We start from the raw sequence: 25,434 nt of genomic DNA, 5'->3' as shown, positions 1-25,434 counted from the left end.
TTTTAAATTAGTATCCTAAATTTTAATACATCATGCCACTTATCACCTACCGCGAAGCGATCAAGCAAGCACTTGACGAGGAAATTCAACGTGACGAAAACGTCTGTATTATGGGCGAAGAAGTCGCTCAATACAACGGCGCCTATAAAGTCACCGAAGGCCTCTGGGAGAAGCACGGCGATAAGCGTTTAATTGACACGCCAATTTCGGAAGCTGCTTTCTCGGGGCTCGCCATTGGCGCATCTGCTCTGGGGATTCGTCCCGTAGTGGAGATGATGTTTATGTCGTTTAGCTATGTTGCGATCGACCAGTTGTTCAATAATGCATCATTTTGTCGTTACATGTCTGGTGGCTTAATGAACATCCCGATTGTTGTTCGAGGTCCAGCCAATGGAGGGACTAATGTGGGCGCGACTCACTCGCACACTCCGGAGAATATGGTGGCAAATCATCCTGGCCTAAAGGTTGTTTGCCCTTCTAATGCATACGATGCCAAAGGGTTGATGAAGGCAGCCATTCGTGATAACGACCCTGTGTTTGTAATGGAGAATACACTGCTCTATGGTGAGAAGTGGGAGGTGCCTGAGGAGGAATACATCGTTGAGCTCGGCGTTGCGAATATATTGCAGGAGGGAACTGATTTGACTATCGTCTCGCATGGTCGTTGTGCGATGCTCTCTTTGCAGGCAGCTAAGACTTTAGAGGAGAAGCATGGTGTCAGTGTCGAGGTTGTCGACCTGCGCTCGATTCGTCCTTTGGATGAGGAGACCATTCTTAAATCCGTAAAGAAGACGCACCGTGCCTTGCTGGTAGAGGAGAACAAGCCTTATTGCGGGGTCGATGCTCAAATTTCGCATATTATTCAGCTGAAAGCATTTGATTATCTTGATGCACCCGTGCATCGGGTCTCTGCCATTGACGCGCCGCAGATTTATGCCAAGGAGCTTGAAAATTGGCAGATCCCCAACGAGGAACGCATTATTGCGGGCGCGCTGAAAGCGCTTGCGTAGCTTGTCAAGCTGTCACGTTATTCGTAATCTCTTAATTTTAATTTCTAACTCTTAAATTTCTTAAAAATGGCTACACTTATCGACATGCCCAAACTCAGCGACACCATGACGGTGGGGACGCTGGTCAAATGGTTAAAAAATGAAGGCGATGCAATCTCCAGCGGCGACATGATTGCAGAAGTCGAAACCGACAAGGCGACCATGGAAGTCGAGTGCTTCGATGATGGGGTGCTAATTAAGCAATACTGTGGTGTGGGCGATGAAGTGGCTGTGGGTGCTGCGATTGCAGCTATCGGCGAAGCTGGCGAGGAGGCACCAGCTGCGGAAAACAGTGCTGCTGAGCCAGAGGCTGAATCTAAATCAGATGCTGCAGAAGACAAAACAGATGAGTCGGACAAAACAGAGGCAGCAGGCAGTGCTGCTGATGATGATTCAAAAACGACTGAAGAGTCTGGTAGTGAGGATCACGCTGAATCGACCGAACCCAAGAGTACCGGAACCACCGGGCAGCGCATTAAGGCCTCTCCATTAGCGAAGAAAATTGCCGCGGAAAAGGGAATTGACCTCGCGAGCATTCAGGGGAGTGGACCGGGGGGGCGTATTGTCAAAGCTGATGTGGAAAATGCGAAACCGGCGAGTGCCTCCGCACCTGTAGAGGCCAGCACGGCTGCAGCACCTGCTGCGACTTTGGAAGCGCTTGACCTGCCAGTGTCCAATATGCGCAAGAGCATTGCCAAAGCTTTGGTGGGGTCGAAGACTCAGGCACCGCACTTCTATTTGCAAATTGAAGTTGACGGTGCACCTCTTGCGAAACTGCGTGCGGAGCTAAATGCAAAGCTTGCAGATCTGCCTAAGGAACATGGCGGTACTAAATTCACAGTCAATGACCTCACGCTAAAAGCTGCTGCTGAAGCAGTTCGTCGCGTTCCAGCGATTAATCGTTCATGGGAGGGAGATACGATCAAGCAACACGCGAATGTGCATCTCGCATTCGGGGTGGCGATTGATGATGGTCTTGTCACTCCCGTCATCCGTGCTGCTGAAACCAAGGGCCTGCGTGAGATCGGTGCTGAAGCGAAGGTTTTAATTAAGAAGGCACGTGCTAAGAAACTCGCTCCTAATGAAATGAGTGGTTCCACCCTCACTGTGACGAATCTTGGAATGTTTGGTATCTCCGACTTTTACGGAATTATTAATCCTAATAATGCAGCCATTTTAAGTATCGGAGCTACAATCAAGAAGCCGGTAGTTAATGATAAGGATGAAGTTGTAGTTGGACAAGTGATGAAAATCGGCCTATCCGGTGATCACCGCACCATTGATGGCGCCGTGGGCGCGCAGTATCTTCAGGCGCTTAAGGAAATTCTTGAGACTCCTGCGTTGATGTTAGTCTAGACGAAAATATTCATATTTAAAACAGAGCCCGCGAATCTTCGCGGGCTTTTTTATGCTTCATTCTTGGTCTACGAATTGGTAAAGCAGCCTCTCTTTAGCTTGTTCATAAAAACTTGAACAAAATGATTCGATGTTCAGATTCAGAGTTGGGCCTGCATCCACTTAGTAATTATGTCCACATCTCCAACAGCTGCCTCAGCTTTATCTGCATGGGAAACATCGATGATTGATGTTTTTGTGCGAGCTGCTGGCTTAATTGGTCTTCCGCGTTCGATTGGTGAAATTTACGGTTTACTTTTCTGTGCGAAAACAGCCCTCTCCTTTGATGAGTTGGTGGAACGACTGCAGATTAGTAAAGGCTCGGTCAGTCAGGGGCTGAAGGTTTTACGCCAATTAGGTGCAGTGAAGCTGCATTATGTGCCAGGGAGTCGACGTGATCATTATTTACCAGAGCTGTCTATGAAACGCTTAGTGCGCGGCTTCATTAAGGATCAGTTTGAGCCACATCTGAGTTCAGGCTCTCAGCGGCTTCAGGGCTTGGATGCTTTGATTCAAGCGGAGCCTGACGCCGAGCTGCGAACACATGCGATGGGACGGCTGAATACCCTGCTAACCTGGCAACAGCGGACACGTAAGTTAATACCCGTGGTGATGGCTGTATTGGGAGGCACTCCGTTTGCTCCAGGCGAGAGTTCCGAAGAGGAAACAGTCGTTTGATCGCTGTTTAGAGTGATCAGGATACAACAGAGGACTGCGATGCTGATTTGTCTGTTGTAGTAGCGTTGTTTGGGGGGCGCATTCTTTTATTTTCTAAGTAGCTGCTTTAATAATTTTAAATGTTTCAGTATTTGCCATGCATACGCAGTTTTTATAGAACTTTTTAGTCTAGAGCCTTTCGTAGTCTTATTACTATACGCTAGCTGTTTCACCCGCTCAGTCATCATTTTCAGTCTCTCAATATTTTTAACATTCGGCCACTTCGCTCGTGCTCTTTCCTGCCTTATTTTTCTTATTACTCGGCTGTCTCACCTCATGGCTGGTGATATATATATGCCTGCAGCTAGGTTTAGGGCAGGGGGGGGAGTCGCTACCTCAGCACCATCATACGCATACGGGGGTGATCCCACGTATTGGGGGCTTGGGGATCATTTGCGGCTTTGCGGTTACCTACCTGCTCTGTTTTCTTCATCTTGATAGTCAGGATAACCAATCCTTAATTCATTACGGTATCTTTTTGGGAGCCTCGGCTTCTTTCTTACTGGGTTTTGTCGATGATTTTCATCCGCTGGGTGCCAAGGTGAAATTATTGGCACAGGTCATCATTGCGATGCTCGCGCATGAATGTGGGCTCTCCATTGAGAAGATGACCATACCCTTCACTGATGTAACTGTGAGCCTTGGTGTATTCAGTCTCGCACTCACTGTTATCTGGGTGGTGTCAGTGATGAACCTGATCAACTTAATTGACGGACTGGATGGACTTGCTGGGGGGATCGGCTTAATGTTGATGGCTTTATTGGCCTTTCTGGCGTATGAAGCAGGCGTGGCGATTTCCTTAATTCTAGCATTGGGCATGATCGGGTCTATTATGGGCTTTCTCTTTCATAATTTTCCGCCCGCTAAAGTTTACATGGGGGATTCCGGGGCTTATCTGATTGGCTATGTGATCGCTTCACTTTCTTTGCTGAATTCGGAGAAGGGCACCGTCTTGGCTGCCCTCATTGCTCCAGTGCTGGCTTTGGCACTTCCGATTGCCGATGTTGCCTACGCGATGTTACGTCGCAGTATTAAGGGGCTGCCTATTTTTCGTCCAGACCAGGGACACATCCACCATCGCTTAATTCGTTCGGGGCTGTCGCGGCAGAAAACAGTCCTATTTCTTTATGCCATCTCGCTATTTGCATTGATCGGAGGCTTACTTGCTTTTGCGTATCAGGGACGTTACCTGCCTATCTTTCTTGGCTTTGCGTTTGTTCTAATTTTATTTGCCCTAAGAGGGCAAAAGATCTCGCCCATGGTCGTGCGAGAAGTGTTGACAGAGTCTTTTCAATCCAGGCAGGACGCCCGTAATGCACTCTACTTGCGGGATTGGTTTATTGTTGAAGCGGAGCGTGCAGATACTGGGCAGCATCTCTGGACTGATTATCGCTTTATATTAAAAAAAATGGGGGTATGTCGTGCGGAGTTGATCGTGCGCGGGGCGGAGCGAACCTTCTTTCAACCAGATACTCCACATAACCAGATTGCGATGCTTTGGAGTGAAGAGCACCAGATCGGAGAGGATGTGACGCTGTGTTTGTACGCTGCTAAGGACAATTTTTCGCAGCGTCAATTTGCAATTATTTCAGATATTGCAGCGGAGGCTTGGTCCAAGGCGTCCATGCGCTGGCAAGTGGTGAATGGAGTCGCGCTGGATTTCGATGCCAAGGCCAGTGATTCGTCAAATTATCGAGATCAAAAGGCGAAGAACCTCTACCGCCCTACTTATTAGATAGAATTCTCGATGCAAACGATTTTAGTCACAGGCGGGGCGGGGTTTATTGGCTCGAATTTAGTGCATACCTTGCTGCAGCGAGGCTGTCGGGTTATCAATGTTGATAAGCTCACTTACGCGGGAAATCTAGCATCTTTGGCGGATCTGGCAGGGCATCCTGATTACTTTTTTAAGCAAGTAGACCTCGTTGATACTGGCCGGCTTGCGTCTGTTTTTGAAGAATATCGACCTGCTGCGGTGATGCATCTGGCTGCTGAAAGTCATGTGGATCGTTCGATTGATGCTCCTGGCAGGTTTATTCAAACGAATGTTGTCGGTACCTTTGAGCTGTTGCAGCAGAGTCTGGCCTATTGGCGCAGTTTGCCCGCGGCTGCTGCGTCGGAGCCAGTAGGCTCTCCGAGTCAGCAGCAGTTTCGCTTTTTGCATGTCTCTACCGACGAGGTTTATGGGGCGCTGTCCGCGAATGCAACTGGATTTTCGGAACGCACGGCTTATGACCCGCATTCCCCGTATTCGGCATCCAAGGCTGCTTCTGATCATCTAGTCCGTGCGTGGCACCATACATACGGCTTACCTGTGTTGCTTACGAATTGCTCCAATAACTATGGGCCCTATCAGTTCCCTGAAAAGTTGATTCCAGTGGTGGTGTTAAAATGCTTACGTCAGGAGCCCATCCCGGTATACGGCACAGGCGAAAACGTCCGTGACTGGCTGTATGTGAGTGACCATGTAGATGCACTCTATACTGTTCTGACCAAGGGGCGTATTGGCGAAACTTACAATATTGGAGGTCATTGCGAAAGGAAGAATATAGAGCTTGTTACAATACTTTGTCGGCTGATGGATGAGATGCATCCATCAGGGCTGCGGACCGTTACTGACTTTGCTGGAAAGGCTCTCCAGTCTCCCCTGCGTAGCTATGAGGAGTTAATTACTTTTGTCACTGACCGGCCTGGGCACGACCAGCGCTATGCGATCGATGCCAGTAAGCTCTGCAAGGAGCTAGGCTGGTTCCCTAAAGAAGATTTCGAATCGGGCTTGCGTAAAACCGTGCGCTGGTATCTGGATCATCGGGATTGGTGGGAGGCGATTCTAAAAGCCTAAATTGCCGTGTCAGCCTTTGAGACGAGTAATGACGATTCAATTATGATTCATCACAGGAAATCTAAGCGCATTTCGATTCGAGAATGGCTCGTTGCGACGACGAGTGGGCTTACACTTGCCTTTACCGCTTGGGGGCTGGGGGGCGTTCAGCTCTGGAGTCTTCATGTATTGCTGCTCGGTGGTGGGCTAACACTATTACTAGCGCTGATGCCTTGGCCCTCGCGGCATCGGATGATTGCCCGTGGAAAGGCGACGTCATTGGGGAGTGGTGATGCTCCGTTTCGAGAGCAGTCGCCAGAGTGGGTGACAGCCATTCAACGATTATTACGTTGGCCCTTTTTTTGGTGTTCGGCCTTGTATTTGATCTATTTATTGCTAGGCGCGTTTAATCCTGCGGCTGAGGTTGTTCGGGACGAGCGTGGTTGGTGGGTGGAAGCGATTCCGCCTACTCTGGCGAGCTGGTTGCCGACTTCAGTGCGGGCCGACTACACGGTTATGAATGCCTGGCGCGTTCTAGTTTCATTTTCAGGGACATGTTTTTTAGTTTGGGGAATCTGGGCGGGGGTGACGCGCCGTAAAACCAGCCTGTTGGTGCTTTGGTGCTTGTTGCTAAGTGGTGTGGGCATGGGCATGGTGGGCATTCTACAGCATCTAACGGAGGCTAAGGAGGTGCTATGGAATTTTCCTTCCAGTAATCGCCAATTCTGGGGCAGTTTTTTTTATAGAAATCAAGGAGCTGCTTATTTGAATATAATTTTGGTCGCAGCTGCTTTTCTCTTCTTCTATCATGCGGTCAAAACTCGACAACGTTCACGCAGTGGAGGCCCTCATTTCCTTTGTTTCTTTCTCTTTTTTATTACCGCCACTTCGATCGGTTTGGCTTTGTCTCGCGGTGGAATCTTATTCGGGCTGCTATTGAGCGTTGTCTTTGCAGGTTTATTGGTTATTTATGCGATTCAGAGTCTGTTTCATGTTCGATCACTGGCTTTATCATTGATAACGATAGTGATGCTAGCTACGAGTATTTATACCGTTTTGACCTACATCGATTACGAAGCAATTGAGCAACGCTTTGGTGATTTGGAAGAGGCCATCGAGGGAGCTGATCAGGATGCGAGAGCTTTTTCTACTAAGGCCACTTGGGATATGGCACAGGATCGCCTCACACTTGGCTGGGGAGCAGGTTCTTTTCGCCACATATTTCCGATGTATCAGAGGAATTATCCAGAGATTTATTATAATTATTTTCATAAAAAGAAGCAGCAGTGGATTGGGCGTAAGGTGTATCGCTATGCGCATAACGATATTGTACAGTTCTTGGCTGAGTATGGTGTGATTGGTAGTCTATTTATTTTCGGTGGTATTGTGCTGTTGCTAGCTCAGGCACTCTATCACAGCGGGGACCAGAGCTTTGCGACTCTGGTTTTGTTGGCTGGTGTTGCGCAGGCCTTTGGACATGCTTTTCTCGATTTCATTTTTAATAGCCCGGCATATTGGATGGCTTTTATGGGATTATTGGTTACGGCTACAAAGCTATTGAAACTTGAGCAGAAGCGCCCTCACGCTGCCTAGTCGAGAGAGTTTGATGTCTCGAATGGAGTCTTTATGATCGCCATTTAACATCACCTATAAGTGGGCGGTGGTCGGAGGCTATTTGTGCCAATTTTGAGGAATCCGTTCTGAAATAACAGTGACTGATCCGCCCCCGTAGGGCGATGCGATCCAGTGCGAAGAGCGCGGGAGAAATCGGAAAAGTTTTTAGCCGGGAGAAGGCATTAAACTGCATACTGAACCGTCGATAATAAGTGCGCCAGGGTAACCATTCATTGAGATCGCCGAGCAAAATACTGTTCGGGCAGTGGTGGTGGAGCAGCACGTGTTGCTTGAGTGTTTGTATCTGGCGTTTGCGTTCACGAATGCGTATGTCTAGATGGGTTGCAATAATGCGTAACGGTTGCCCATCTTGAAGCGTCTCGGCTATAATCGCACCACGTGGTTCACCGCGATCATTGGGCAATTCAATGCGATTAACCTCTTGTGGGGCTTCTCGCAGCAACAACAGATTACCATAATCGGCAGCTGATTTGCGCATGGTTTTACCGTAGATTATAGACTGGTAGGGTAAGTGTTCCAATTTTCCCAAAAAGTCTCGATCCAGAGCGTCGTCGCTATGTACTTCTTGCAAACCGACGACGTCGGCATCGATATTTTGGATTACCTTCAGTATACGATCGGGGGCTTCGCGCCCGTCGCGTCCGATACAGCCATGAATGTTGTAGGAGAGGATGCGCACTATTTAGATACGAATTTTTTGACGCCGATACTCAGTGCTAGTAGGGCGAGAATACCTAGCCCCAGATACAACCACGTTTGCCAGGATGGGTCTTCGTATGCGCTCTTAGCTTGGTGAGTTACGAAAACGACTGCAAGCATACCCGGTAACATACCGAGACAGGAGCCTGCCACGAAGGTTCCAAGTTTCATCTTGGACATGCCTGCGATTAAGTTGACGACGACGAAGGGAGCAATGGGCACTAATCGCAGTAGTGCTACAGAGAGAATCCCGCGATCTTGTATTTTTTGACTTAAATGATCCAGTCGATCTTGAAAAAACTTCTCTAGAATGGGTTGTCCACCGGCTTTTCCCAAGTAGAAGGCCGCGACTGCGCTGAGTAAGGAACCCAAGAACCCGCAGCCGAATGCCGCCCATGGATTGATGACCAAGGTTCCAGATACTAGAAGCAGATTAATCGAAATCCCTGTCATTCCCGCCAGAAAGAAAACGCCGAAGAGTAGAGGCAACATCCACGGACTTTGATTTAATGATTCGAAGAACATTTCTACCGATTCTTTATCGATAACACTGCCCCAAGCTTCTTTAAGTCCGAGTCCAATTAAAAATACGATAGTTATGGCGCTGGCAATTTTCGCGTAACGTGTCCAGTTGTGAGGTGATTGAGAGCCTTTGTTTTGAGATACTGCTTTACGCAACCAATATCCTAGGTCGATCGGATCATCGGGGTCGAGGAGTTGGGTGTCGGCTAACTTGCGCCGAATCGGGCCGGAACATCCCACCTCCAGATCGCGTAGTTGATGCTGGCTATTCTTTCGTAGGTCACGGATGGTTTGGTTGATTGAGTTTGAAGTCTGTAGATGCTGATCCACCTCTCCCTTGCTTTTACCTAGATGAATACTAAGCAGACGACGTAACAACTCTGGAGCCGCCTCCGCTGCGGCGTCCAATCCCAGAGCCATCATAATTTCGGAATCTACTTTCATGGAACGATTGCTTAAGTTGGCCGATCCGACCATCACTGCTCGATCATCGCAGATCATAGCTTTCGCATGTACATAGACTTGGCTTTCGTTGCCAGCATCGTCACTGACATGCGGATAATAAGCTCCAAAGCGCTTGTGGTGGTCTGCGGAGACCATTTTTTCTAATAGACGGCAGCGTAACAGGCCTAAAGTGCCTTCTTCTAACCATCCGCCAGTATCCTGGGTGAGCACGATGATGATTTCGGGGCCATTCTCTTCTCTGAGTCGTTTGATAAGTGCGTCTGTAATCGCGTGCGAGGAGAGATACTGATTTTCCAAGTAGATGTAGCGCTCGGCTGCCGCGATCATATCCAGATGAAGTTGTTCAATCTGAACTACCGCCGGGTAGTCTTTATATTCCGAATAGGTGAGCGCAAAGGCTGCCTTGGCATTATTAAAGTTACTTTGTAGACTCTCTGGCCATATTTGGTTCGGGGAACGCGGTGCGCACCATGGCGCATCTTCTTTTGTTGCACGTTTCCAACGTTCACGACATAACTCGTCCAGTGCTTGTGCGGCTGGTCCGGTGACCGCAGTGTGTATGTCATGGTAAGGTTGATAATGCTCCCCCTTGGGAGTCACTCGGCGTGTATCTTCAGGCAAATGTTCCTGAGTGTCCCAGCGCCAGGTGCTCAAATCCAGTCCTCCGCAGAAGGCAAAGCTGCCATCGACTACAACGATTTTTTGATGATGTGAAGCGCCGACATTAATTTCAGAATCAGTCTCTAAATGTAAGCGGGGGTGCGGATCTTGACGGAAGCGACTAAAGGGTAACCATTCGCGTTCTGTGATATAAACCATTGAGTAGTCCCAAAGCAGAATGTATATTTCCAGCTCTGGTTTCTGATCTAATAGCTCGTAGAGAAAATCAACTAATGTTGTGGGTAAATTATCGTCAGGATCCTGTTCTCTGAGCAATTCGATTTCGCCTTTAAAGTCCCACGCCAGTAAGCAAACGTAGCGTTCCGCCTGCATCACAGCTTCTCGAAAAGCTCGAAAGTAACTTTCTCCATCCACAATAAAGGCACCTTGATTGGAGTCGGCTTTTTTCCAGTAATTTTCATTTTCACGTAAGGTGATAAATCCATGGCCTAAGGTGGTGGAAGGGCGGTTGTTATTTGAGGTGCTCATATGCTGATCATTGACTGCTTTGAATTACTTAGCTGAGGACTTAGAAGGTGCTGTGCCAGTTTACGGCTCTGATCTTTCTCCCCTTTGTTGAGTAGGCCTTTATGGCTGAACTTCAGCTAGACATGGATTGCTTCGTGCACAGTGCACGTCGCTGGAATGAATCTATCGTGCAAAATGCAACGGATCGGTGGCTGTTAATTCGATGGATAAGTTTAGCGCACTCTAAGTCTTTTGTATCAAGTTACTTAACTTATTGTCTGAGGATTGGCATGGCACTTTCTACAAGTTTCTCGTTCGTCTAATACAGACATCAACATAACCCGATAAAATATATACAATATGAACGAACTCATTAAAAAAACAGGACTTATCATTTCCCTTATTTTTGCCGCCTTTGCGATGACCGGCTGTGAAGATAATAACTTGGAAGATGCGGCTGACGAAGTTGGTGACGCTGTGGAAAACGCAGCTGACGATGTTCAGGACGCTACAAACTAAGCATCCTTTGAGATGAACCACTCTCTAAGCGCTCTCGTGTCTTGCGAGAGCGCTTAATTTGTATTTACCAATAAGACTGTTTAATTTCCGAATCCAAGATTGAAGGTGCTATGAATATATTAGTCGTTGATGACGAACAGAACATTTTAAGAACCACCTGCATTGCCTTAAAAACGATGGGGCACCAAGCTTTTCAGGCTTCGAGTTCACGCCAGGCTGAACGCGTGCTGAACGAAGAGCCGATCGATGCCATCATTCTCGATATGATGTTGGGGAATGAAAATGGGCTCGATTACTTGGACAAACTCGAGGCGGAAGGCAATCATCCACCAGTGGTCGTTTTTACTGCGCATTCGTCAATTGAGTCGGCAGTGCAGTCTATGAAGCGCGGCGCCTATGACTATATTCAAAAGCCCTTTATTCCTGAAGAGTTGCGTCAGCTCTTAGCTAAGTTGGAAAAAAGTCTTGCTGCCAGCGGGCAGCTCAAAGAGCTGAAGGGCATCATTGCCTCATCGAACCCGACCTTACAGTTTGAGTCAAATGAGCCTGATATGCAGGAGACTTTCCGTATTGCAACTAAGGCAGCTGCCTCTGAAGCAAATATTATGATACTTGGTTCCAGTGGGACCGGTAAGACGATGCTGGCACGGCACATCCATGCCAATAGTTTGCGTCGTGATAAGCCCTTTGTGACTGTTAATTGCCCCAGCTTGTCTAAAGAGTTGCTGGAAAGTGAGCTTTTTGGGCATACGAAAGGTTCCTTTACTGGTGCCACTAAGGATACTTGGGGAAAGGTTTCTGCAGCCGATGGGGGGACACTTTTTTTGGATGAGATTGGTGAAGTGGCACTAGAGATTCAGCCTAAACTATTACGGCTATTGCAAGACCGAGAGTTCGAGCGAGTCGGGGAGACTCGCACTCGTAAAGCGGATGTAAGGGTGTTGGCAGCGACGAATCGTGACCTCTCTCAGGAAGTCGCAGCGGGCAGCTTCAGGGAAGATCTTTATTATCGTTTGAATGTTATTGGACTGTCGATGCCTTCGCTGAGTGCGCGGCCCAGTGATATTTTACCGCTCACGCAGCGCTATGTTGATTTTTACGCTAAGCAACTTGGTCGTGGGAAAGTCGAGCTGTCGGCTGATGCACAGCAGGCGATAGTTGATTATTCCTGGCCTGGGAATCTGCGTGAGTTGAAGAATGTAATTGAGCGTTCATTGATTCTTAGCGAAGGGAGGGAACTGACCAAGGCTGATTTGCCAGTGGAGTTTCATGGTGAGTCTGAAAGTTCTTTCACTACTGGCAGTCTTATTAGTCTGGAAGAATTGGAAGCAGCTCATATCAAGCGAGTTGTCGCTAAAACCAGTAGTCTTGATGAAGCAGCTCATATCCTAGGGATTGATCCCGCCACACTTTATCGAAAACGTAAAAAACTTGGTATCTGTTAGGAATATGAAGTTCTCGCTTCGGTCCCGTATATATCTCGCGATATTACCACTCTTAATTCTGTTTCTCGGCATTATGTACTTCCTGATACTTGATGTGCAGGGACTCTATCGTGATACTCAGGATATTTCTTATACAAAACTGGAGGTCGGGAGAAATTTGGGTGAGGTGCAAAGTTCTTTGTCTGCTCTGGAGTTGATTCTGGATGCTGAGGGAGGCTATCAAGGGCATGATCGGGATAAGGTTAGTCTGAATCGACTGTCGACGCGAATTGGCAGAGGCTCGGAAAGAATCCAGGTTTCGGCGATCATGCAGGCTAAATTGGACCAACTGAAGTACGATGAGAGTAGCTTCGGTGCGAAGCTTCGAGAGATTTCTGCATTGGCCACTCAATTGTCTGATGGGCAGGGGGATCCTGAAATGCTTTATGCGTTGATCAAGGAAACGAGTGGAGTCGCTCAAGAGTTACGCCAATCGATTAATGCATCCTTGCTTGAAACTCAGGAACGAATCGAGGATCGAGTGGAAGTTGTCTATGCGGTCGTGATTGGAGGAATGCTGGTGGCCATCGCATTAACCCTGGCGATTTCGACTATCTTATGGAGGCGTATTATTCGGCCAATCGAAGAAATATCAGCTGGTATGGAAGATTTTAGAGCCGATAGTGAACGGTTTGAAATCGACTACAGTGAAAATGATGAATTGGGACAATTGGCACGTAGTTTAGAAGGTATGACTGCACGGTTAAAGGAATATCAGGAATTAACTAACGAAAAACTGATACGATCGACTAGTGCCATACGCTCGATTTTAGACCAATCACCCGATGCTTTTTTCATCTTCTCTAAAGATTTGCAGCCGACTTACTTTAGTCCTAATGCGAGCCACCTCTATTTGAATTCTGTTTTGAAGGATCAATTGCCTTCCGATGTGCAGGATCGCTTGAGCAGAACGTTCGAGCAAAATTTGCCGCAGCTTTCGAAAGAAATGAATGATGCGATCCGAATTAATGTCGATGGTGAGGAAAAGTGGTATCTGGTCCATGCCTTCCCGTTTGACGCACCAGATTCGACTGACTTCAGTTATAAATCCAATACGGCGCATTCCAGTATTGCTGCAATCTTCCAAGAGGCGACTGTTCTGAAGTTATCGGATAGTTTACGTAAGAACCTTTTGGCAACTGTGAGTCATGAATTAAAGACTCCTATTACGAGTGCCCGTATGAGTCTGTATCTGTTATTAGAGCAGCAGCTTGGTCCCCTTAACGCAGATCAACTTGAATTGGTCGAGACCGCTCGCGATGATGTGAATCGACAATTGTCTACTATTGAGCATTTGCTAGATCTCTCACGTGTTGAGGAGAACACCGATCAGCTTGAGCTCTCTGAGTTTTCGGTGTGTGATTTGGTCGCTGATTCGTTGCATGCGCATCAGGAGATTGCTTCTGCGCATGATGTGCAATTATTGTATACGCCGCCGCAGGTTCCCGTTCAGTTACACGCAGATCAGAAGAAAGTACGTATTGTGCTCAATAATCTGCTTGTGAATGCAATTAAATATTGCGGAGCAGGATTGACCGTCGAGGTTCGAGCTTTCCTTCATGATACATACTGCCGAGTTGAAGTGGTGGATCAGGGGCCTGGAATGGATGAGGAAACTGTAAGTACGATCTTCGATGCTTATACTCGTGGTAATGTTGCAGGCGCAATTAAGGGCACTGGTTTAGGGCTGAAGATCTCTAAAGATATCATCGATGCTCACCATGGAAGAATCGGGTGTCACAGTCAATTGGATGCGGGTAGTACCTTTTTCTTTGAACTACCTATTTGAGTCAGGTTAAGGAGCTCAATTACTTAGTTCAGCTACGAAGGAACTACGACGATTATAGCGGCTCATCGCTAAGCGCCACCACGGCGGCAACGATGCCTGAGGTGCAGTCCAAATTTCCTGGTGTAACTGACTAAGGATTGAAGAATCATTTAGAATGCGATTCTTTTCGTTGCGACTCAAGGCTTGTGCGCCTTCATTCATTAAACGTTGACCAAGATTGCGTAGCTTTTCACTGGTCTTGATTGGCTGATTTTTACGGCGAGGGAGAAAGTGGAGATGCAAGGCCAATATATAGGGGTCTAAGATGGTTTGTAAGAGTGCGAAATCCTCCCTGAGGGATTCAATTGGTAATGGAACCTTGGGTTGAGCATGTTCGGCGATAGATAATTGCTTAAAGATGTCTGAGGGCTCGATTTCATCAGGAATGGCCAGCAAAGTCTTACGCTTGAGCCATTGCGCAAAATCGTCGTGACTACTGGTGACAGAGAGAGGGATCGATAATAACCAGCCTATTAGCACCGGGCACATCCAGTAAAAGAGTCGAGGGTCGATGGCTGCCGCGAGTACTGCCCAACTGATTCCGACTAATGTGTGACCGATGTGAGCGCTGAAGGCCGATTTCCATGTCGTATAACTGAGGCCTCTGTTCTGCGCGTTCCATGTGACACGTTTGCCAGTTAAAGTTGCAAATACGAAGGCGCTATGAAAGAGCATCAGGCTTGGTGCTAATAAGGTGAAGAAAATAACTTCACCTAATATTGAAAGAAGTGAGCGTGCTCCCCCTCCGAAGCGTGCGCGAAAGTTGGGGTCAGAGATCACTTGAATTGCGGTAAATAGCTTTGGTAGAAATATGAGTGAAAAGGTAATCGATAGGATCGTGATGCCATGGATACTCAAGCTGTTGGGGGAGAAGTTGAATAAGGCTGGGCGCGTGAGTAAGCTCAAGCCACTGCTTTCCCAGCTATACGCAATCAAGGTGCTGAGACCGATGAATATTAGCCAAAGTGGTGCTGCCAAATAGGCATAAATCCCATTCAGCATATGGATGCGGTTCAAAAATGGAATTCTGGCAAAGAGTGCAATCCAAGCATGTTGAAGATTGCCCTGACACCAACGACGATCACGTTGTGCGAAATCGAGTAAGGTTTGTGGCAACTCTTCGTAGCTATCTTCGATGTCATAGGCGAGCCAGACCTCATAGCCAGCCTTGCGCATCAGGGCTGCTTCTACAAAGTCATGACTGAGTACGCGTCCGCCAAGTGCACTCCGACCAGGCAGTTCTGGTAGGGCGCATTTTTCAATGAATGGACGTACTCGAATGATTGCATTATGTCCCCAGTAATTACCATTGCCCTGTTGCCAAAAATTGAGTCCAGCCGAACTGATTTCGCCATGGATACGATTGGCAAATTGCTGAAAACGGGCGAAGAGTGTTTTGGCTCCAGTTAAACGGGGGGCGGTTTGAATAATACCGACCTTGGGGTTGGCTTCCATTAAACGAACAAGTTGGATCAGGCTCTCTGCTGACATTAGGCTGTCGGCATCAAAGCATACCATATGTTCAAAGTGTCGTCCCCATCGACGACAGAAATCACTCACATTACCACTCTTTTGATTGATATTTGAAGTTCGGTGTCGGTAGATCACTTTAGCTTTAGCATCTCGCTTGCGAGTGAGTTGTAGCCAATGCCGTTCTTCTTCTATCCAGCGATTGGGGCTGGTTGAGTCACTGAGGACGAAGAATGTGAAATGTTTAATCACGTCAGCTTCTTCAAGCGCTTGATACATCGCTTCAATGCCGCTAAAGAAACGGGTCGGGTCTTCGTTGTATATTGGAAATAGTAATGCCACTGGAGAATGAATTGATTCTCCATCTGTAGTTGCGTCAGGCAGCGTGTTTTTTATATTTAAAGGGTCGCGACCACGTAGGATAACCCAGAAGCCAAATAGTGATTGGCAAAAGCCGAAAGCTAGCCCAGAACTGAGTATTATATAGACACCGAGTAGTGTCCATTTTGCCGGGGATAGCCCTGTGCGATATAGCCAGTCTCCAAAGAGCATTGTCAATACGCACACGATGCAGGCGAATGTCATAAAAAACACGTATCTCCGAGCATGTGAGGAGGGTGTCGTTGGCTCAGTAGCAGTGTTCATTTTGCAAAAATATAAACTAAATATATAATACTCATTACAAGCGTGAGCTTTAATGTGTGTAGTAGCAGTGGATGTTGCTGTAGAAAGCGTTCAGTTGAATCGGTCACTTCGTCTATTGTGTCGAAGCGTAACGATGGAGCCCCCATTGATATTCGTCTTAAAGTGGGTTTCGACTGACTTTCGTAATGCATACGTATTGCTTGAAGCCGTGCCCCATCTGCTGGGCTGTTGCCTAGTATGATTTCAGGTGCGTCTTGTGGGATTCTTGCTGCTTGTAGTGCTAAATAAACATCTTCCACGTTTAGTGATTCGGTGGAAAGCTCTGCCTCGAGCAGTATTTTTTCAACGCCTGTCCGTATCCTTTCGAGAGTGATTGTTGCCGCTAGGCTTTCGAGTGCTTGCTCTGGGTGATTGTTATAATCTGCCAGTGCTTGATCTAATATGTGTAGACAGTATTGGCTACGCGACACAGAGTGACTGAATCCATAGGCGCGTAAGAGTGCGTCGATACGTCCATAAGCCTGGTCGGCATTCGCTGAGTGTTCGAGCTTATTTATGGTTTCCATGTATAGTTCCAGCGTTCAGAAACTTGATGACCCTCGCGTAGTAGCTGCGCTGACATCTGGTAAGGGCGATCCTGTGCACTGGCTCCGGATGTTTTGAAATTGGCAAAGACTCGTATACGATCCTCTGGTTGGCTATATTGAATGATGGGAGCTTCAATGGGTTCCGCACGGCCATAATCGAAGCCTACGCTTAAACTCTCAATTTCATCGAGTGCTATAGATTCGGGACGGCTGAACTCTATTATGAGCGTGGTTGAATGACCATCCAGTGTGCGTTGCCCAACTCTCGTTTCCATTACCTTTGCGAATGTATGTGCCGGATCTTTCGTTTGGAGTGTTATACGATAGGAAAATTCAAGTCCTTCAGTGGGTGCCTCTTGTAGGTCTGGCTTCCAAAAGGCAGTTACGTTGTCAGTTGCTTCTGTATCGGTTCCAAAAGTATAGAGTATGATCTCACCTGGCGACCATTTCCCTTTAGGCTCCACCCATGCGGAAGGACGAAGTTGATAGTGCGCTTCCAGATCTTTGTAATTCCTGAAATCGCGATCCCTCTGTAATAGTCCAAATCCTCGTAGCTTAGCGGTAGGCATACGGCGGATTGTCTGGCCTGGGAGATTTTCTATGGGAAACCAATCCCATTCGCTATTGGCATGAACGAGCATCCCATCTGAGTCATGTACTTCTGGCCGCCAGTCATGAAAGGCCGGGGCATTTGTATTTTCACCATGTACAAACATACTGGTTAGTGGAGCGATGCCGACTTCCGCCTCGCCGCCATCTCTGAAGAATAATCGTGTCCGAACATCAATCTCAGTCACGCCTTTGGAATGTACATCAAATTGATATGCTCCAGTCACTTTCTTTCCTTCCAGCAGTGCAAATAATGTTAGGTGCTTATCCTTTGGTTTTGGCTTCCTAATCCACAGTTTGGTGAAGCGTGGAAAATCTTCTTCGGCTCCAATTGTATTCATGGAAAGTCCTCTGAGTGAGAGTCCGAAATGATGGCCAGCTCCTAATGCGCGGAAATAGGAGGCACCAAGAAATACGATGAGTTCATCGTATATTTCTTCATTGTTTAAGGGATATTTGACTCGAATTCCTGAGTAGCCTTTGGGTTTTTTGAAAAAACCCGGGTCATAGCCACTGTTTCCGTAATCAAATGCTTCTTTCATAAAAGGGATCTCTTGCACATGTGTATTAGAGGTCTCGTAAATATTGATTTGATTATTGAAAAGGTGGCCTGGGTGGAAGAACTCTACACGAAATCTTGAATCCGCATTCCACCATAAGGCCTCCGAGGGACGAAAGCGAATGTCCCGATATTGGTCATAGCTGAGTGCTTTGAGATTCTCGGGTAGTTCCTCTGGCTCGCGTGGAGCTTGTTGAATGAGCGCCTGAGCTTCTTCGGCAACTGTGTCCAAGGTTATATGTTTGCGCTCTTGTTGCCCCGAAAGGGTGCCCAAGGTGCAGATGACTAAAAGTGTTAGGTGGACTTTCATAATAGTGGAGGGCTTACTTCTTAGGTTCGCTTGCTTGAAGGGTGGCAATGTAAGCGGCTACGTTGTGTATGTCATGTTCGTTATAGACGGCCATTGCCATGGGGCGCATCTCTTGGCCCAGTGTGTCATCGTCGTGTTGTCCGCGAATTCCTGCTTGAAAATTACGCAGTTGGCGTACGGTGTACCATGCCGGGAGAGCATTTAGACGCGGCGCTCCTTCAGCCTCGTTTCCTTCGGCATAATCACCGTGGCATCTTGCGCACGAAATGGTATAACGCTCCTTTCCGCTCTCCAAATCATACTGTTGATTGTCTAGTTGCACGGCTTGTGGGGCTGGGAAAGCTTCAATTTCATCCAGTACATTATTGCGTACCGCTTCATCTAACAGAAGTAATGACATCGCGCGCATGCTTGCTCCATATACATCGCGTGCATGCATGCCGCGTAGGCCGTCCTGGTAATTACTGATTTGTCGTTCTAAATACCAACGTGCTTGTCCTGCCAGTGACGGTGCGAATACCGATTGTTTCCCTTGAGCTGCGTCTCCGTGGCAAGGTAGGCAGGATGTATAGTTAATGTGTTCATGCGCGTGTGTCAGGATGCTGACGTCGCTACTGTGACTGAGCGAGTCTTGCAATTGTGTGGCCAGTTGTGCATCTGCCAGTGCAGTTGTGCATGGATAGCTTATGCTGACCGCCCCCAGCAGCATGTGTAAAAATGTGTATGTACTAAACCTTGTATTCATACGCAATGAATCGTATGTGGTCGTGGCGAATACGCCACGACCACAAATCATATTCTAATAAGAAAAGCGAGGTTGTGTTGCAGCGCGATACTCTTCTTGAGATATTTTTCGAACTTCTGAATTTTGAATCGTCACCTGATTTTCGCTTTCTTCGGTTTGGAATGTGACTGATCCACCGTCATTTTCATCGTAGTCCTGAGTGTAGTACACCGTGCCAGTCTGTGGGTCTTTGATTGCATAGTGAGTGGCGCATCCTGTTAGTAATACGAATGCGGCTAAGATGCTTAATGTTAATAGGGGATTCTTCATAGGTGTCCTTTCGTTTTTTATCAGATGTTTATATTTTAGTGTAGAGTTGTTAGTTCTAGCAAAAGCGTCCTAGCGAAAACTGTGCCATCCTGTCGTGACTGCATGTTGCGTGAGTGTTGCTTGGTATTGTGTTGCAATTTGCATTTAGGTGGTGGCGGGTTAGCTGCAATTTGCACGATATTTTCTGTGCTTCGCCATGCGCTATGATTTGATTTGATGGCTGGTTTTATCTGCATGAATTGCGTTCTATTATTCTTGTAAGCTACTTTTACATAGCTTGTTGCGTTTTTTTTATAAGTGTTTTGGGAGGCGTGTATGCGTCGTGCGTTTCCTCAGGTTGGCACGGTGTTTGTTATAGGTTAGTTCGAATCGTTTCTCATTGTCCGATTCTTTAATAGAACCTATATAACAAAGGAAAATACTATGTATCAGAAAATCATTACATTCGCTTCCGTGCTAGCGGTCACATCTATCGGTTTCGCTGAGACTCCTGATTTAGGTGCAGATTTTAAATTAACTACGAGTGATCGTATTCAAAATAAGGTTACAGTTTCCGGTTTAACTGGGGCCTCTGTTGTTGATAAATACGGTGAGACCATCGCGTCGATTAAGGATCTTGAAATCGATCCTACGAGTGGTGAAGTTTTTACCGCCTATTTAGAGGTTGGGGGTGTCATGGGAATTGGCAGTCAGTATATTGCGATTCCCTATACGCAGTTGACTTATGATCAAGCAAAAGCGCGATATAGTATGAAGGTTTCACGTAGTCAAATTCAAGCGCACATGAACGAACAGGAGCGTTCGATGGAAGCGCATCAGGACATGCATTCACAGATTAATCATGAGGATGTGCATGATGAGAAGAGTAGTTTTGCCATTATGTGGGAGCGTGTTAAAGGTAGCCTTGGTGTGAACGAGGATGAACTGGCTGAAGTGCAAGCAGATGTGCGTGGGAATATTCTTTATCTGGAAGGACGCGTGAGTGATGAAGCGGTAAAGAAGGATATTGGAACTGCTTTTGAGGCGTCAACTGAGCTGAAGGTTGTCAATAATATTAAGGTAAGTCAGTAATTGTCTTATTGTGCCTTTCTCTTACACTTCTGCAGGGCGCTTCGGCGCCCTGTTTTGTAGTGTGCATTCTGCGTCTAGGCTCTGCGAATATATGACTGATTCTAAGAAACGTAAGCACTTGAGCCCGCTGGATAAGTCGCGTGCCAAGGGGAATATGGGCATGCCGTCGACGCAAATTTACGAGGTCGTTCGTCGCGAAGGCATGGAAGAGCTTGCGCGGCCAGTATCGTCTCTATTCTGGTCCGGTATTGCAGCTGGAATCGTGTTAAGTCTTTCAATTTATTGTAAGGCCTTTCTTTACGGTAGCCTGGCGGGTAGTTCCTTGCAAGGGGTGTTGTCGAACTGTGGCTATACGGTCGGTTTTATTATCGTTATATTGGGGCGGCTCCAATTGTTTACTGAGAATACTATTTCAGTGGTTTTGCCGGTGCTTGGAAATCGAACACTCTCCAACTTCAAATGTACGGCTCGGCTGTGGGCAGTGGTTTTTATCGCTAATATACTGGGGGCCTGGTTATCAGCCTTTTTTGCTTTTCATGGAGCCATCCTGCCAGCAGAGCACATGGAGGCTGCATTAGCCATTTCGCATCATTTATTAGAGTATTCGGCGATTCAAACATTGCTCTACGGAATACCTGCGGGGTTTATGGTGGCTTCTATTGTATGGGTGTTACCAAGTGCAAAGGGCAATGAGTTTTGGGTGATTTTTATTGTGACGTACATGATTGCGCTGGGTGCCATGACGCACGTTGTGGCTGGTGCGACGGAGTGGTTCCTACTGGCACTAAACCACGAGCTCAGCTGGTTGGATGTGATCTTTAAGTGTATTCTACCTGCGCTGCTGGGAAATATTATTGGAGGCACTGGGCTTTTTGCCTTAATTAGCTATGCCCAAGTTAAGGATGAAATCTAGGTTGTTAGCATGGGGGCGCGCTGGTTGGATCCGCCTCGGTTAAGCCTAGAACTTCGAAAAGTCGCTGTTGAGTGAAGGGTTTTTCGAGGTAGCCGTCGAAGCCTTGCTGCAGAAAATGATCGTGTTGACCAGGCAGAGCGTGGGCGGTAAATGCATAAATCTTGGCCTTTCGCCCCGTCTCTGTTTGACGCAGTTTAGCTAATAATTCTTCACCAACGTCTTGGCCATTTAGATTAATATCTAGAAGTATGACTTCCTGCCCATTTAACTTATCAAAAAGCTCTTGTTCATCGGCTGCTAAATCGAGTTCGTAGCCACGCAGGGATATTTCGAGTATTCGTCGAGTATTTGGATAATCGTCGCAGGCTAATACACGTGGAATACTTGTTTTTGTGTCGCTGGGGATTTTGTTTTTGTGTGGCGCCTGAGTCCTTTGGGCCGGGGCTACGGAAGCTGCCGGGAGGATGACGGTAAAGCAGCTGCCCTTGCCCAGTGTACTGCTTAGGTGGATGTCGCCGCCCATGGCGAGTGCAAGTTGTCGACATATGCCTAAACCGAGACCGCTGCCCCCTAGGGCTGTATCGAGTTTCTCACGTTCTTGGCTAAATGGCTGAAAGATACGTGCTTGAAACTCTTGGCTGATCCCCCGGCCATTGTCAGTTACACTTATTTGGATCTGCCTCTGTGCATTTTTTTCTGCGCGCAGTAAGACAGTGCTATTCTCTGGTGAGAACTTGATCGCATTGTCGAGTAGGTTTGTGAGTATCCGGCCCAAGGCAGAGCGATCAGCGCGAACATAGAGTGACTGCAAGGTATCGACGTTGAGCTGCATCGATTTTTTTTGAGCTTTATGGCTAAACATACTGGCGACGTTGTGTAGCTCTGCGCTGATATCGACATCGACGATTTCAGGTTCTTCACGCACGCCTTCCATTTTTGCGAACTTTAGTACTGAATTTAAAGTTCGGAGTAGATGGGCACCTGCTGCTCTCATTTCTTCAACAATTTCCAGTGGTTCGCCGCTGAGCATACCAGCCAGTAGTTCGGTATAGCCATTGATCGCAGTTAAAGGCGTGCGTATATCATGGCTCATATCTGCCAAAAATGCGGTTTTGGCGCGATTAGCTGCTTCAGCTCGCTCCTTGGCTTGTCTTAGTTCGACCTCTTTTAGGTGGTCTAGCGTCACATCCTCGACGGTGCCTACCAATTTCTGCGCAATTGGGACGGCGTTCCTTTCTGAAAATACAACCACGCCAGTCGCGAAAATGATGCGTTCGGAACTGCCATCCCGCGGGCAGATGCGATATTCAGTTTGATAGTGTTGGCTGGCATTTGGTTTTAAAGCATTGGCGACTTTTTCTTGAACCATTTCCAAGTCGTCCGGATGCAGTAATGCCCAGAAGCCTTCAATGGTGAAGGGCTCTTCCTGGCGTAGAGTTAATATCTCTTTCGCACGTGCATCCATTTTCACTTCACCTGTGGAAATATTGTATTCGTGGATGCCTAGATCCGAGGCTTTGAGGGCTAAGTCCAAGCGTGCCAGTGCATCTTTTAAAGCTGTATCTTCGGGAGTTCCGGATAGATTAGGGTGCTGGTTCATACGACGGCATCAGGGAGGTGGGAGCGCCCTTGTTCGAGCAGCGCATGGGGCAATTCAGCATGGATATCGGTTTAGATTATACATCGGCTGAGGATGTAATCTTCAACCCTCTGGAAAATCATTTTGATTTTGGGAACTAGCAAGTCGTTTTTTCTAATTTTTGAGCCGTTTATTGTAACTCACTATTTTTTGACTTTATCATAGATCCTACGTCCTTTACTGCGGCGATTTGATGCTATTCCTGAGCCGAGGCTGCATGTTCATATACGTGACTCTCGCATCGTGCACTCTGCAATAAGGTGCTGCTTTCTTACGTGCATATTGCCGATATTATTTGGTTTGTTAGAAATTGTGTATTCTGTAAGTTGTTGTTTTTCAGGTGGAAACGCTTTGGTTGTGAGATTGGCATGAGAGATTCTATATCAAAGTCCTCTATAGCATCATTGAACTAATAAACCAAAAGAAAGGCATATATCATGTTATCATGGTCACTCACATTCCTCATCATTGCTCTTATCGCAGCCGTGCTCGGTTTCGGTGGAGTTGCCGGTGCCGCCGCTGGTATCGCTAAAGTTCTCTTCTTCGTATTCCTGATTCTCTTGATCGTTTCTGCGGTTGCTGGAGCGGTTCGGGGAAAGAAACCTATGTAAAATGCTTTTTCAGCGCGAAGATATATAAATAAAAAAAACAAATCATGAAAAAATTAATCAGCTTACTCGTCACACTTGGTGTTTTACTGGCAATGACTGCATGCAACACTGTAGATGGCCTCGGTGAGGACATCGAAGATGCGGGCGAAAGTATGCAAGACGCATCCAATTAGGATGCAGTGGATAGTTTATCCAAGGCGGGGCGCAGGCCCCGCCTTTTTTTATAAAGTAATCCGACTTGGCAAAGGCAGGCAGGTTTGATTCCCTCATTGGTTCTGATGAAAATTACTGCCCAAGATCTTGCTCTTATCGAGAAATACAATCGACCTGGACCACGTTATACCAGCTATCCACCTGCGAATCATTTTCGCGAATATACAGATTATAGCCCCTTAATGCGAGGCGTTGAAGAGGGGGATGCGCCTCTTTCCCTTTATTTTCACCTGCCCTTTTGTGAGACGCTTTGTTGGTTTTGCGGCTGCCATCAAATCACAACTCTGGATCGGGATCGAGGCAATGATTACCTCGATTTATTAGAGAAAGAGCTGGAGATTTTTGCCCAGTATCTGCCTGCTGGGCGCGAAGTGGTACAGATGCACTTCGGGGGAGGAACGCCCAATTTCTTTACCGCTGTGCAAATTGACCGCCTTGCTGGGATGATTGATCGACACTTTAGCTTTGCGGTAGATGCAGAAAAATCGGTTGAATTAGATCCCCGTCGCTTAGCTCCGGAGCATGTCGAAGCATTTGCGCGTATGGGGCTAACGCGTGCCTCCTTCGGTGTGCAAGATAGCAATCCAGAGGTGCAAGAGGTGATTCATCGTGTTCAACCGCAGGCGATGAATGTGGCAGCGATGGACATGCTGCGAGCGAATGGCTTTGACTCTGTTAATCTAGACTTGATCTATGGTTTGCCACTTCAGACCGTTGAGAGTTTTTCGGCTACATTGGACGAGGTCTTGCAGCTTAAGCCAGACCGCTTTGCTATATTTAATTATGCCCATGTACCTTGGATGCGTCCTGCGCAGAAATTGCTGGAAAAAGCAGGTCTGCCCGATGCGAAGACGAAGATGCAACTGTTGAAGTTGTGCATTGAGCGTCTCACTGCGGCAGGATATGTTTACATTGGCTTGGATCATTTCGCACTGCCCAGTGACGAGTTGGTTAAGGCGCAGCGGGAGCAGTCGCTGCAGCGCAACTTTCAGGGCTATAGCACGCGCGCTGGAGTGGAAATCTGTGGGTTCGGTATTTCGAGTATTTCTCAAGGCCGATTTGGTTTTCATCAAAATGTTAAAGACCTGGAGAGTTATCGTAGGTGCCTCGCTCAGGGAAAGTTGCCAATCACCAAGGGCTATGAACTTACCGCAGAAGATCGTATGCGGGCAGATGTGATTATGCGATTGATGTGTGATCTCTCGCTAGATTTTGGAGCGATGTCTGACAGGTGGAATGTCAATTTTAAGGTGCATTTTGCGGATGCCTTGGAGCAGTTAAAAGAATTTGCTGAAGATGGGCTTCTGGTGTGGACGGATCGCGGTTTTGCTGTGACGGAGCGGGGGCGGCTCTTTATTCGTAACCTGGCGATGTGCTTTGACGCCTATCTTCAGCCTACGGAGACGGGGCGTTACTCGAAGACTATATAAAAGGGTTTGTAAGTGAAGACAACGGGGGGCGTTGTAGCCGTGGCAACTTTAATTCAGTCGT

The 25,434-nt window shown here is 47.3% G+C and carries 22 protein-coding genes; 14 read left to right on the top strand and 8 right to left on the bottom strand.

The window, feature by feature from the left end:
* Window positions 1-32: 32 nt before the first annotated feature.
* The 6 genes from QEH59_RS12350 (at window position 33) to QEH59_RS12325 (ending at window position 7,575) form a co-directional block, all read left to right on the top strand.
* The gene (locus QEH59_RS12350) at window positions 33-1,010 is read left to right on the top strand and encodes an alpha-ketoacid dehydrogenase subunit beta (protein WP_308985683.1); all 978 of its coding nucleotides are present in this window, start codon (window positions 33-35) and stop codon (window positions 1,008-1,010) included.
* A gap of 66 nt (window positions 1,011-1,076) precedes the next feature.
* Window positions 1,077-2,405, top strand: a complete 1,329-nt coding sequence (locus tag QEH59_RS12345; RefSeq protein WP_308985682.1) for a dihydrolipoamide acetyltransferase family protein — start codon at window positions 1,077-1,079, stop codon at window positions 2,403-2,405.
* Window positions 2,406-2,576: 171 nt separating this feature from the next.
* Entirely contained in the window at window positions 2,577-3,122 is a 546-nt protein-coding gene (locus tag QEH59_RS12340; RefSeq protein WP_308985681.1) for a GbsR/MarR family transcriptional regulator, read from the top strand.
* Between the two features lie 400 nt (window positions 3,123-3,522).
* The gene (locus QEH59_RS12335) at window positions 3,523-4,896 is read left to right on the top strand and encodes an MraY family glycosyltransferase (protein ID WP_308985680.1); all 1,374 of its coding nucleotides are present in this window, start codon (window positions 3,523-3,525) and stop codon (window positions 4,894-4,896) included.
* Between the two features lie 12 nt (window positions 4,897-4,908).
* Window positions 4,909-6,003 (top strand): dTDP-glucose 4,6-dehydratase, encoded by a 1,095-nt coding sequence (gene rfbB / locus QEH59_RS12330; protein WP_308985679.1) that lies wholly within the window; start codon window positions 4,909-4,911, stop codon window positions 6,001-6,003.
* A gap of 42 nt (window positions 6,004-6,045) precedes the next feature.
* Window positions 6,046-7,575: an O-antigen ligase family protein gene (locus tag QEH59_RS12325; protein ID WP_308985678.1), complete on the top strand. Its 1,530-nt coding sequence runs from the start codon at window positions 6,046-6,048 to the stop codon at window positions 7,573-7,575.
* 31 nt (window positions 7,576-7,606) lie between these two features.
* Here QEH59_RS12325 and QEH59_RS12320 read toward each other — a convergent pair whose 3' ends face one another.
* Together QEH59_RS12320 and QEH59_RS12315 are read right to left on the bottom strand one after the other, a co-directional pair.
* On the bottom strand, window positions 7,607-8,296 hold the full coding sequence (locus QEH59_RS12320) for an endonuclease/exonuclease/phosphatase family protein (protein ID WP_308985677.1): 690 nt from the start codon (window positions 8,294-8,296) through the stop codon (window positions 7,607-7,609).
* Window positions 8,296-10,452 (bottom strand): VTT domain-containing protein, encoded by a 2,157-nt coding sequence (locus QEH59_RS12315; protein WP_308985676.1) that lies wholly within the window; start codon window positions 10,450-10,452, stop codon window positions 8,296-8,298. Before QEH59_RS12315 ends, QEH59_RS12320 begins: the two co-directional genes overlap by 1 nt.
* A 339-nt stretch (window positions 10,453-10,791) precedes the next feature.
* On the opposite strand from QEH59_RS12315, the gene QEH59_RS12310 reads away from it, so the two are divergent.
* The 3 genes from QEH59_RS12310 (at window position 10,792) to QEH59_RS12300 (ending at window position 14,223) form a co-directional block, all read left to right on the top strand.
* Entirely contained in the window at window positions 10,792-10,950 is a 159-nt protein-coding gene (locus tag QEH59_RS12310; RefSeq protein WP_308985675.1) for a hypothetical protein, read from the top strand.
* Window positions 10,951-11,060: 110 nt separating this feature from the next.
* A complete protein-coding gene (locus QEH59_RS12305; RefSeq protein ID WP_308985674.1) occupies window positions 11,061-12,395 on the top strand; it encodes a sigma-54-dependent transcriptional regulator in 1,335 nt (444 codons plus the stop codon).
* 73 nt (window positions 12,396-12,468) lie between these two features.
* Window positions 12,469-14,223, top strand: coding sequence for a sensor histidine kinase (locus QEH59_RS12300; RefSeq protein WP_308985673.1), 1,755 nt, complete (start codon window positions 12,469-12,471; stop codon window positions 14,221-14,223).
* A gap of 15 nt (window positions 14,224-14,238) precedes the next feature.
* Here QEH59_RS12300 and mdoH read toward each other — a convergent pair whose 3' ends face one another.
* The 5 genes from mdoH to QEH59_RS12275 are packed head-to-tail and all read right to left on the bottom strand — an operon-like array spanning window position 14,239 to window position 19,496.
* Window positions 14,239-16,377, bottom strand: a complete 2,139-nt coding sequence (mdoH, locus tag QEH59_RS12295) for a glucans biosynthesis glucosyltransferase MdoH (protein WP_308985672.1) — start codon at window positions 16,375-16,377, stop codon at window positions 14,239-14,241.
* Window positions 16,374-16,943: a hypothetical protein gene (locus tag QEH59_RS12290; RefSeq protein ID WP_308985671.1), complete on the bottom strand. Its 570-nt coding sequence runs from the start codon at window positions 16,941-16,943 to the stop codon at window positions 16,374-16,376. The genes mdoH and QEH59_RS12290 overlap by 4 nt, the downstream gene beginning before the upstream one ends.
* A complete protein-coding gene (locus QEH59_RS12285) occupies window positions 16,931-18,442 on the bottom strand; it encodes a glucan biosynthesis protein (RefSeq protein WP_308985670.1) in 1,512 nt (503 codons plus the stop codon). Before QEH59_RS12285 ends, QEH59_RS12290 begins: the two co-directional genes overlap by 13 nt.
* Before the next feature lie 13 nt (window positions 18,443-18,455).
* Window positions 18,456-19,187 carry a c-type cytochrome gene (locus QEH59_RS12280; protein WP_308985669.1) on the bottom strand — a complete coding sequence of 244 codons (732 nt, stop codon included), beginning with the start codon at window positions 19,185-19,187 and terminating at the stop codon, window positions 18,456-18,458.
* Between the two features lie 54 nt (window positions 19,188-19,241).
* Window positions 19,242-19,496, bottom strand: coding sequence for a YgdI/YgdR family lipoprotein (locus QEH59_RS12275; protein WP_308985668.1), 255 nt, complete (start codon window positions 19,494-19,496; stop codon window positions 19,242-19,244).
* Window positions 19,497-19,919: 423 nt separating this feature from the next.
* Between QEH59_RS12275 and QEH59_RS12270 the strand changes: the two genes are divergently transcribed.
* Together QEH59_RS12270 and QEH59_RS12265 are read left to right on the top strand one after the other, a co-directional pair.
* Window positions 19,920-20,567, top strand: a complete 648-nt coding sequence (locus QEH59_RS12270; RefSeq protein ID WP_308985667.1) for a PRC-barrel domain-containing protein — start codon at window positions 19,920-19,922, stop codon at window positions 20,565-20,567.
* 91 nt (window positions 20,568-20,658) lie between these two features.
* The gene (locus QEH59_RS12265; protein WP_308985666.1) at window positions 20,659-21,480 is read left to right on the top strand and encodes a formate/nitrite transporter family protein; all 822 of its coding nucleotides are present in this window, start codon (window positions 20,659-20,661) and stop codon (window positions 21,478-21,480) included.
* A 4-nt stretch (window positions 21,481-21,484) separates the two neighbouring features.
* Here QEH59_RS12265 and QEH59_RS12260 read toward each other — a convergent pair whose 3' ends face one another.
* Window positions 21,485-23,080 (bottom strand): hybrid sensor histidine kinase/response regulator, encoded by a 1,596-nt coding sequence (locus tag QEH59_RS12260; RefSeq protein ID WP_308985665.1) that lies wholly within the window; start codon window positions 23,078-23,080, stop codon window positions 21,485-21,487.
* Between the two features lie 476 nt (window positions 23,081-23,556).
* Here QEH59_RS12260 and QEH59_RS12255 point away from each other — a divergent pair, with 476 nt between their 5' ends.
* From QEH59_RS12255 to hemN, 3 genes are all read left to right on the top strand, one after another.
* A complete protein-coding gene (locus tag QEH59_RS12255) occupies window positions 23,557-23,730 on the top strand; it encodes a DUF1328 domain-containing protein (protein WP_308985664.1) in 174 nt (57 codons plus the stop codon).
* A gap of 44 nt (window positions 23,731-23,774) precedes the next feature.
* Window positions 23,775-23,903 carry an entericidin A/B family lipoprotein gene (locus QEH59_RS12250; RefSeq protein ID WP_308985663.1) on the top strand — a complete coding sequence of 43 codons (129 nt, stop codon included), beginning with the start codon at window positions 23,775-23,777 and terminating at the stop codon, window positions 23,901-23,903.
* Window positions 23,904-24,008: 105 nt separating this feature from the next.
* A complete protein-coding gene (hemN, locus tag QEH59_RS12245) occupies window positions 24,009-25,373 on the top strand; it encodes an oxygen-independent coproporphyrinogen III oxidase (RefSeq protein ID WP_308985662.1) in 1,365 nt (454 codons plus the stop codon).
* The last annotated feature ends 61 nt before the right edge of the window (window positions 25,374-25,434 follow it).

It is taken from the genome of Thalassobacterium sedimentorum (assembly GCF_031127905.1).
Lineage (GTDB): Bacteria > Verrucomicrobiota > Verrucomicrobiia > Opitutales > Coraliomargaritaceae > Thalassobacterium > Thalassobacterium sedimentorum.
Note: the sequence above shows the minus strand (reverse complement) of the source record. Positions and strands in the feature narration are given on the sequence as shown.

Coding starts and splice junctions, on each gene's coding strand:
- QEH59_RS12350 (WP_308985683.1), top strand. CDS start 33: ATGCCACTTATCACCTACCGCGAAGCGATCAAGCAAGCACTTGACGAG.
- QEH59_RS12345 (WP_308985682.1), top strand. CDS start 1,077: ATGGCTACACTTATCGACATGCCCAAACTCAGCGACACCATGACGGTG.
- QEH59_RS12340 (WP_308985681.1), top strand. CDS start 2,577: ATGTCCACATCTCCAACAGCTGCCTCAGCTTTATCTGCATGGGAAACA.
- rfbB (WP_308985679.1), top strand. CDS start 4,909: ATGCAAACGATTTTAGTCACAGGCGGGGCGGGGTTTATTGGCTCGAAT.
- QEH59_RS12325 (WP_308985678.1), top strand. CDS start 6,046: ATGATTCATCACAGGAAATCTAAGCGCATTTCGATTCGAGAATGGCTC.
- QEH59_RS12315 (WP_308985676.1), bottom strand. CDS start 10,452: ATGAGCACCTCAAATAACAACCGCCCTTCCACCACCTTAGGCCATGGA.
- QEH59_RS12310 (WP_308985675.1), top strand. CDS start 10,792: ATGAACGAACTCATTAAAAAAACAGGACTTATCATTTCCCTTATTTTT.
- QEH59_RS12305 (WP_308985674.1), top strand. CDS start 11,061: ATGAATATATTAGTCGTTGATGACGAACAGAACATTTTAAGAACCACC.
- QEH59_RS12300 (WP_308985673.1), top strand. CDS start 12,469: ATGTACTTCCTGATACTTGATGTGCAGGGACTCTATCGTGATACTCAG.
- mdoH (WP_308985672.1), bottom strand. CDS start 16,377: ATGAACACTGCTACTGAGCCAACGACACCCTCCTCACATGCTCGGAGA.
- QEH59_RS12290 (WP_308985671.1), bottom strand. CDS start 16,943: ATGGAAACCATAAATAAGCTCGAACACTCAGCGAATGCCGACCAGGCT.
- QEH59_RS12285 (WP_308985670.1), bottom strand. CDS start 18,442: ATGAAAGTCCACCTAACACTTTTAGTCATCTGCACCTTGGGCACCCTT.
- QEH59_RS12280 (WP_308985669.1), bottom strand. CDS start 19,187: ATGAATACAAGGTTTAGTACATACACATTTTTACACATGCTGCTGGGG.
- QEH59_RS12275 (WP_308985668.1), bottom strand. CDS start 19,496: ATGAAGAATCCCCTATTAACATTAAGCATCTTAGCCGCATTCGTATTA.
- QEH59_RS12270 (WP_308985667.1), top strand. CDS start 19,920: ATGTATCAGAAAATCATTACATTCGCTTCCGTGCTAGCGGTCACATCT.
- QEH59_RS12265 (WP_308985666.1), top strand. CDS start 20,659: ATGACTGATTCTAAGAAACGTAAGCACTTGAGCCCGCTGGATAAGTCG.
- QEH59_RS12260 (WP_308985665.1), bottom strand. CDS start 23,080: ATGAACCAGCACCCTAATCTATCCGGAACTCCCGAAGATACAGCTTTA.
- QEH59_RS12255 (WP_308985664.1), top strand. CDS start 23,557: ATGTTATCATGGTCACTCACATTCCTCATCATTGCTCTTATCGCAGCC.
- QEH59_RS12250 (WP_308985663.1), top strand. CDS start 23,775: ATGAAAAAATTAATCAGCTTACTCGTCACACTTGGTGTTTTACTGGCA.
- hemN (WP_308985662.1), top strand. CDS start 24,009: ATGAAAATTACTGCCCAAGATCTTGCTCTTATCGAGAAATACAATCGA.